Source organism: Anaerobacillus sp. 1_MG-2023, assembly GCF_030547345.1.
Classification (GTDB): Bacteria; Bacillota; Bacilli; order Bacillales; family Guptibacillaceae; genus Guptibacillus; species Guptibacillus hwajinpoensis_B.
This window is the reverse complement of sequence record NZ_JAUORD010000026.1, coordinates 1-6542: the sequence shown is the minus strand read 5'-3', so window position 1 is coordinate 6542 and position 6542 is coordinate 1. Positions and strand designations below refer to the sequence as shown.

The 6542-nt window shown below is 35.7% G+C and carries 9 protein-coding genes; all 9 read right to left on the bottom strand.

Annotation, left to right across the window (positions count from 1 at the left end; genetic code table 11):
* Positions 1-462: 462 nt before the first annotated feature.
* A complete protein-coding gene (locus Q4550_RS22970; protein ID WP_303536450.1) occupies positions 463-1587 on the bottom strand; it encodes a hypothetical protein in 1125 nt (374 codons plus the stop codon).
* Complete coding sequence (locus tag Q4550_RS22965) at positions 1584-2459, bottom strand: ABC transporter ATP-binding protein (protein WP_303536447.1); 876 nt, start codon at positions 2457-2459, stop codon at positions 1584-1586. Before Q4550_RS22965 ends, Q4550_RS22970 begins: the two co-directional genes overlap by 4 nt.
* Positions 2443-3222, bottom strand: a complete 780-nt coding sequence (locus Q4550_RS22960) for a hypothetical protein (protein WP_303536444.1) — start codon at positions 3220-3222, stop codon at positions 2443-2445. The genes Q4550_RS22965 and Q4550_RS22960 overlap by 17 nt, the downstream gene beginning before the upstream one ends.
* The gene (locus Q4550_RS22955; protein ID WP_303536443.1) at positions 3194-3766 is read right to left on the bottom strand and encodes an RNA polymerase sigma factor; all 573 of its coding nucleotides are present in this window, start codon (positions 3764-3766) and stop codon (positions 3194-3196) included. The genes Q4550_RS22960 and Q4550_RS22955 overlap by 29 nt, the downstream gene beginning before the upstream one ends.
* Positions 3767-4062: 296 nt before the next feature.
* A complete protein-coding gene (locus Q4550_RS22950) occupies positions 4063-4413 on the bottom strand; it encodes a hypothetical protein (protein WP_303536442.1) in 351 nt (116 codons plus the stop codon).
* Positions 4414-4523: 110 nt separating this feature from the next.
* Positions 4524-4964 (bottom strand): NUDIX domain-containing protein, encoded by a 441-nt coding sequence (locus tag Q4550_RS22945; RefSeq protein ID WP_303536441.1) that lies wholly within the window; start codon positions 4962-4964, stop codon positions 4524-4526.
* Positions 4965-5121: 157 nt separating this feature from the next.
* Positions 5122-5652 carry a GNAT family N-acetyltransferase gene (locus Q4550_RS22940; RefSeq protein ID WP_283153698.1) on the bottom strand — a complete coding sequence of 177 codons (531 nt, stop codon included), beginning with the start codon at positions 5650-5652 and terminating at the stop codon, positions 5122-5124.
* 196 nt (positions 5653-5848) lie between these two features.
* Complete coding sequence (locus tag Q4550_RS22935; RefSeq protein ID WP_303536440.1) at positions 5849-6004, bottom strand: hypothetical protein; 156 nt, start codon at positions 6002-6004, stop codon at positions 5849-5851.
* Between the two features lie 143 nt (positions 6005-6147).
* Positions 6148-6330, bottom strand: coding sequence for a hypothetical protein (locus tag Q4550_RS22930; RefSeq protein ID WP_303536438.1), 183 nt, complete (start codon positions 6328-6330; stop codon positions 6148-6150).
* Between the last annotated feature and the right edge of the window lie 212 nt (positions 6331-6542).

The following is a 6542-nucleotide window of genomic DNA, read 5'->3' as shown; positions in this document are numbered from 1 at the left end:
ACATAGCTCATTTGGTTGTATTTTTTTCTGAAGGTTATGATGAATTTTCTTTACTGGACTTTGAAAGGATACTTAAAATGAGGACAACACACGGAATCAATAGAAGTTAGATATGTATTGACCCTTAGATAAATGGATCGCTCTTATTCGGTTTTGAGAAGAACAGAATTAAAAGTATAACACTATGCATAACCAATTCAATAATTATAGACAGCAAGGAAAATTTCCATAGAAAAAGGAGCTTATCTTATTGAAGATAAGCTCCGAGATTGTTGAATACTTGATTTGATGTTTTGAAGTAGATCTTTAACTAATATACTCATCTTTTTATCTAATTTCACTTCAAATGATAGGATATCTCGATGAAGTATAAAATCTCTTCATTTCCATTAACTAACCTCAAAATAAGAAGCCATTATTTCAATGTCACTACTGAAGTTAAGATTAACGGTGCGTAGTAGTTTAACTAACTTGCCTTACTTTCATAACTCTCATCATTAAAATGGCGAATAGAACACCAAGTACGATCATCCAGATCACCGCAACTAACGGGTAAATAACAGGTTGCCCAAAGAAGTTGAGCGTGTGAAAGTCACTGAATAGAAACTCCACTCGCATGATGTAGAAATATGTGAATTGTAGTGCTTCTCTTAACCAGATTGGCATTTGAATTAATTCCACGATAAAAAATGGAAGGGCAAATACGGCACCACTTATAGTGAGGGAAGCAAGAATATTTCTACTAAGTGATGATATAAAAAGGATGAACAACGCAAAGCTAAGAGCTGCAAGCAGATGAATACTAACCTGAATAATGTGATAGTTTACCATGCTTAATCCATACGGAGAGAAATAATATTTAAATGCATACTGAATAGTCGTAGTCCAACCATCGTTTCCAAACAGGAACATTTTACTCAAGAGGTTCCAGGCCTCTCCCACCATGACGATGGCGACTGTAAAGATCACCGCAGCTCCCATTTTAGCCATAGCAAGTTCATGTCTTCCCTTTTTTGAACTAAGGATATAGTGATCGACCCCTGAACGATACTCAGTGGAATAACTACCCGAAAGTCCTATGAGCAACATCAATCCAGTGACTACGAGAGAAAACGTGCTTGTATAATCAATCACTTCCACTGGGGTTTTGTTATAAGCGAAATAGGAATAGTCGATTTCCTCTAATGTGCTCGCTTCGAGGTCAGTATTATCCTTTTGCTCTTCTTCAAGTTCTTCCAATCTTAGATCCGTTCGTGCTTTTGCGCCTTGGATATACGCAATACTTTCATATAATCCAGCTCTTATTGATTCCTTTTCAGATAGGGAATTTCCACTAACCCGATCTTCCTTCATCTGCTCTTCACGTTTCTCCATCATCGCTGTTAACTTTTCATTCTCCACTTGAGAACGTTTAACCTTCTCTTCTGTCAATGGACCTTCCCATTCACGATACAATTGTTTTTCCGAGTCCGTTGTTCGATCGAAGTTTAATAGGTAGAGGGAGGAAATAATCAAAAGACTAATAAAAGTAAAGTAGACCATTTTTTGTTTAAAAAGCTTATAGATCTCGAACTTAAGCAAGCTCATGATGCATTGACCTCCTCATCAAAATAGTACAAATACAAATCCTCAAGATTTGGTTGCGTAAATACGGCATTGGGATGAGGTTTTGTATCGCTCACTAATCGGAGTTCAAACTTTTCCTGATTAGGCATAATGTTTCCACATCGATAATGAGACTGAAGGTTGGCGATCTCCGATTCATCGACAATGACCGTCCAAACTTTATGCTTAATTCCTTCAAGAAGCGTTCTCGGTTCTTCTTTTTGAATCAATGTCCCTTCTTTTAGAATCATGATTTCCTTCGCAATATACTCAATGTCCGATACAATATGAGTGGAAAGCAAAACAATACGATTCGTCGAAATCTTTGATAATAAATTTCGAAAACGTACGCGCTCTTTGGGATCAAGACCTGCTGTAGGCTCATCGACGATTAGAATCGATGGATCATTCAGTAATGCCTGAGCGATCCCTACACGCTGTTTCATTCCTCCAGATAGTTTCTTTATCTTTACTTTACGTTCATTGAACAAATTAACAAGCGTAAGCAGTTCACTCGTTTTTTCCTTTGCCAGCCTTCTGTCGATTCCTTTTAGTGAAGCGATATAGTACATCATCTTCTCAACGGTAAAGTTCTTATAGTAGCCGATGGTTTGAGGAGAATAGCCGAGTAATTCACGGTATTCGTCTTCTAAAACGGCTATATCCTTACCGTTATAAAGGACGCGTCCAGCGCTAGGCTTTGATACACTCGCTAGCATTCTCATCAAAGTGCTTTTCCCAGAGCCGTTACTTCCTAGAAATCCATAGACACCCTCTGTCAATTCAAAGGAAACATTCTTAACTGCAACGTGATTGCCAAATGATTTCGATAGATTTTCAATGACCAGTTTCAAATTGAACACCTCTTTTTACCCGATAGATTTGCGATACAAGAAAAAGGAGAGAAATAAATAGAATGACAACGTAAACCCAGGCCGTTATGGATTCTAAGAGGCGAACAATATCAACAGATGATGAAACTATCGCGACTGTTGCAATCCAAAGGCCAACGGTAACTGGAATGGAAGTCGAGCTACGTAGTTGAATCGACAAAAACAATCCCAGAGAGGATACCAGAACAGATGGAAGTATCCAGTAGCCTAGTAAAGTCATAAGGAGAATATTGTCCACCACTACAGAAAAAGTACTGATTAACAGCATGCTAAGCAATCCATTATATATCCCTACTATAAGCAGGCGAGACATCATAATTTGCTGTGCTGAATACTTACAAGAAAGTTCAATTTCATAAAGTCCCGTTTCTCTTCCTTTAAATACTTCCAAAAGCCCTAGCAGCATAGGAATAGGTGCTAAGAAAAACAGCGTTAAGTAAGGGTTCCCTTCTAATATGGTGACGTAGCTAAAACCACCGAGAAAGAAAACTAGATTCATAATCCAAAATAAACCGCCGATGGTTGAAAGTTCTCGAACGGCATGATGCAGCAAACCTTCCATCCTTTCACGTACCCTAGCTCGCTTTGATCTGGGAGTAGGAACATACTCACGAAGAGCTTCAACTGTCTGATCGATCGCAATTTCATCAGGATATTCAACTGTGTAGTGTTCAAGAAAGTCAGTGACCTCTTCTTCAACATTTACCTCTGTTGGTTTCTTCAAAAAAATCACTCCCTTTCAAAATAATTTCTAATTTCTTCATCCCTTGCTTAAGCCTTGATTTGACGGTAGAACTGTTCGTCTCCGTAATTTCTGCAATTTCGTTTATCTTCAGATCATGAAAATACTTTAAGATGATCGCTTCCTTTTGCATATCAGGTAGTGTACTCAGCGCTTCTTTAATCTGTTTTCTCGTCTCATTTTTATTGAATATGTAGGTGATATCATCCTTTTCACGATGCAAATTATCCTTAAATTCACTGTTATCTGTTGACTCCCGGTATGCCTTCGAACGGTAATAATCACGGCAATGATTCACAGCTATCGTTAGGAGCCAGTTCTTAAACTCTCCGCTGAAAGAGTAACGATCGATCTTCTTCAGCATTTTAATAAACACTTCTTGTGTTAAGTCATACGCCACGCTCTTATTAGACGTTTTTCGATACATGAACGAGTAGACTAGCTTGTAATGCCGTTTCACTAATACATCCATGGCCGATTGACTGCCAGACTTAATGTCCTTTATAAGTTTCTGATCGGTTAGCATCTTTTCACCTCAACCTAGTAAACGAGATTATTTGTGGAAAAGTTTTAAACCATTTTAATCATTAAGATAAAAATATAAAAAAAGAAACCTCTCTTAAGAAGTTCCTAGAGCGCTGGAGTGAAAAGTGTAAAATTAATCCTTTTATTCTGTCCTTATTTATTTGCATAAATAAGAGCTCATCCTATTATAGATAAGCTCCGATATAGTTTAAGACTTGATCGAGATATCTATGAAAAATTCTATAATTAACGCACACGTTTTGTAGAATAAACTAGTTAGTACATTCTTTTGAACATTCATCTCAACTCATCTTTTAATTCTGGTTCAATCTGCCTTGCTATGTTAAACCCTCCTTCTCTTTCGAAAGCTATGAGACCATCATCAGTTTCATCTGTTCCAAGATGTTGCCCTTCCACCATAAATAGTTTAGTACCTTCAGGAAGCCCTTTAGCTTGACCGTCTTTATTAGGTTTACTTACACTTTTTTTAATTTCACCAACTTCTTTACATAATTCAGTTTTAGTTATAGGTTCGTGGGTGGTGATATATAACTGCCCCTCCCAGAAAAAGTAAGGTTCACTAATTTCTTCTTTATTACAAGCAGTTGCAAAAGCCAATATCACCATAAAGATGAGCAAGCGTTTCATTGTATGCCTCCGTTGATTTTTCAGAAATCCGCTCTTTATTTAAACTGCTACGTTGTTTAAATTGAATGCTTTTATTGAACAATTGCTCCGAGATAAATGAATATCTACTACTAAAATTTAATGTAGGAATTATCCTGTAGTATTTTATCTGACAGCTTGATGTTATCCTTTAAATATTCCGGCAACTCTGTATTAGCTAGAATCTCTGAAGTAGTCATCCAAATAACATCATCTACTTCATTACTGCTTTTAGGATAAGGCTCAATTGACTTATGGTGACATAGAAAAACAATATCAATGACATTGATCCCAGAATCAGTAACAAAAGAAGAACTATTTACGTATTTAAGTCCTGCAACTTCGCAGCCTACTTCTTCATAAATTTCTCTTTTCAAAGTTCTTTCTAAAATATCAGATGAAAAGCCTTCAAGTTCGCATTTTCCACCAACTAGCGAAAGGGTGCCTCCAGCGTGTTCTTCCTTTTCACTTCTCAAGATTAAAAGCCATTTACCGTTGCGCTCTATGGCACCCTCTACATTTACTACAAACATAAAACAATCCCCCTAAAAAAACATCACTTAATACCAATTATTTCAAATAGCCCCACATAACTCAATCTTTAATTCAGATAAAAGGAGCCTATCTTATTACAGATATGCTCCGAGTTTGTTGAAGACTTTAAATCAAGATGATTTGTACGGCTTTAATCTACTTTTCTTCCAGCCACTCCTTCTCTAAAATACTCATTTCCCATAAACTCCAGTATTCTTCACCAATTTTCCTTGATTCTCTCAGTAAACCTTCCTTTTTAAATCCAGCCTTTTCATAACAAGCAATTGCTGAAGAATTAAAGTCAAACACACCAAGACTGACTCTATGTAAATGTAGTTCATCAAATGCTACTTTAAGAATTTCGGTCATCATTTGTTTGCCGATCCCTTTTCCTCTTACACTCTTATCGCCAACTAATACTTTTCCTACTCTTGCAGAGTTATTTCCTCTATCGATTTTACCTAACGAAATATGTCCTATTACTGTTTCAGTTTCTCTATCAAAAACACTATAAATTAATACTTCAGAATCATCATTGTTGGCATCCTTCAAATAAACCCCAAGCTGATCTTCATCTAATGGAAAAGTGAAATTAGGACCTCCCCATTGTAGTAGGAACTCAGGAGTTTCAATCCAATTTATAAGTTTATCAAAGTCAGCACGTTCAAAAGGTTTCAATTCAATCATTATAAATGTCTCCTCATTTCATTTCGAATCGCTTTAATCACATTTAAAACGATAACTGTTTATTTTATTCCTGTTTTGCTCCGAGATTGTTTAACATAAGAAAATTCGATCAAGTAAGATTCCTTCTTACTAAAAAAGAAAAAATTGACCTTCTAGAATAGATAGAAGATCAATTTTTAATACCACCTCGTACTCATTAACCCCATACTCCTCCGTTACGATTGTCTTTAGCCATTTTTTTTAATTTATCTTGTTCTTCTTTAGTTAATTTCTTTTCACCAGTAGCATGCTTAATAATTTCTTTCAGCTTTATATTACTCTCCGTATTGTGCTTTTTATCCTCATTAACCATCGACTTAACCTCCTCTCTTGTGCCTACATCAAGTTAATTGATTGATAATACAATTATGCCATAAAATTCCAAATGCACTTTTGATTAAACACCTATAGATTCTTTCACAATAGCTCCGAGATTGTGTATAAACAATTATAAATTTATTTCTTTTTTGTAGTATCCTTCGAAGTACCTGTAAATGGGTTTATCTCAAATGTTAAATCTTTTCCTGCTTCTTTTTCTTCTTTTGAAACTCTTTTTCCTAACGATACATAATACAAAGTAAATGCACCAAAACTTAGTAGTCCTCCAATAAGTTTTATCCAGAATGCTGAATCATTCAATTCAACCACCTCCGTTTAATTAGAATTATATGCCTCATTTATGGACCATTTGTTCAATTCCAATTATTTCAAAACAAAGTGTTAAGTACAATTCTTTTATTTTTAGAAGAGACTAATCTTTTTAAAGATAAGCTACGATATTATGTAGTTACTTTTTTAGCTGTAGTAATCATTTTTTCTTTTCTCTTTTTTCTATTTTACTTAGTTGGCTA

Coding starts and splice junctions, on each gene's coding strand:
- Q4550_RS22970 (WP_303536450.1), bottom strand. CDS start 1,587: ATGAGCTTGCTTAAGTTCGAGATCTATAAGCTTTTTAAACAAAAAATG.
- Q4550_RS22955 (WP_303536443.1), bottom strand. CDS start 3,766: ATGCTAACCGATCAGAAACTTATAAAGGACATTAAGTCTGGCAGTCAA.
- Q4550_RS22950 (WP_303536442.1), bottom strand. CDS start 4,413: ATGAAACGCTTGCTCATCTTTATGGTGATATTGGCTTTTGCAACTGCT.
- Q4550_RS22945 (WP_303536441.1), bottom strand. CDS start 4,964: ATGTTTGTAGTAAATGTAGAGGGTGCCATAGAGCGCAACGGTAAATGG.
- Q4550_RS22940 (WP_283153698.1), bottom strand. CDS start 5,652: ATGATTGAATTGAAACCTTTTGAACGTGCTGACTTTGATAAACTTATA.
- Q4550_RS22935 (WP_303536440.1), bottom strand. CDS start 6,004: ATGGTTAATGAGGATAAAAAGCACAATACGGAGAGTAATATAAAGCTG.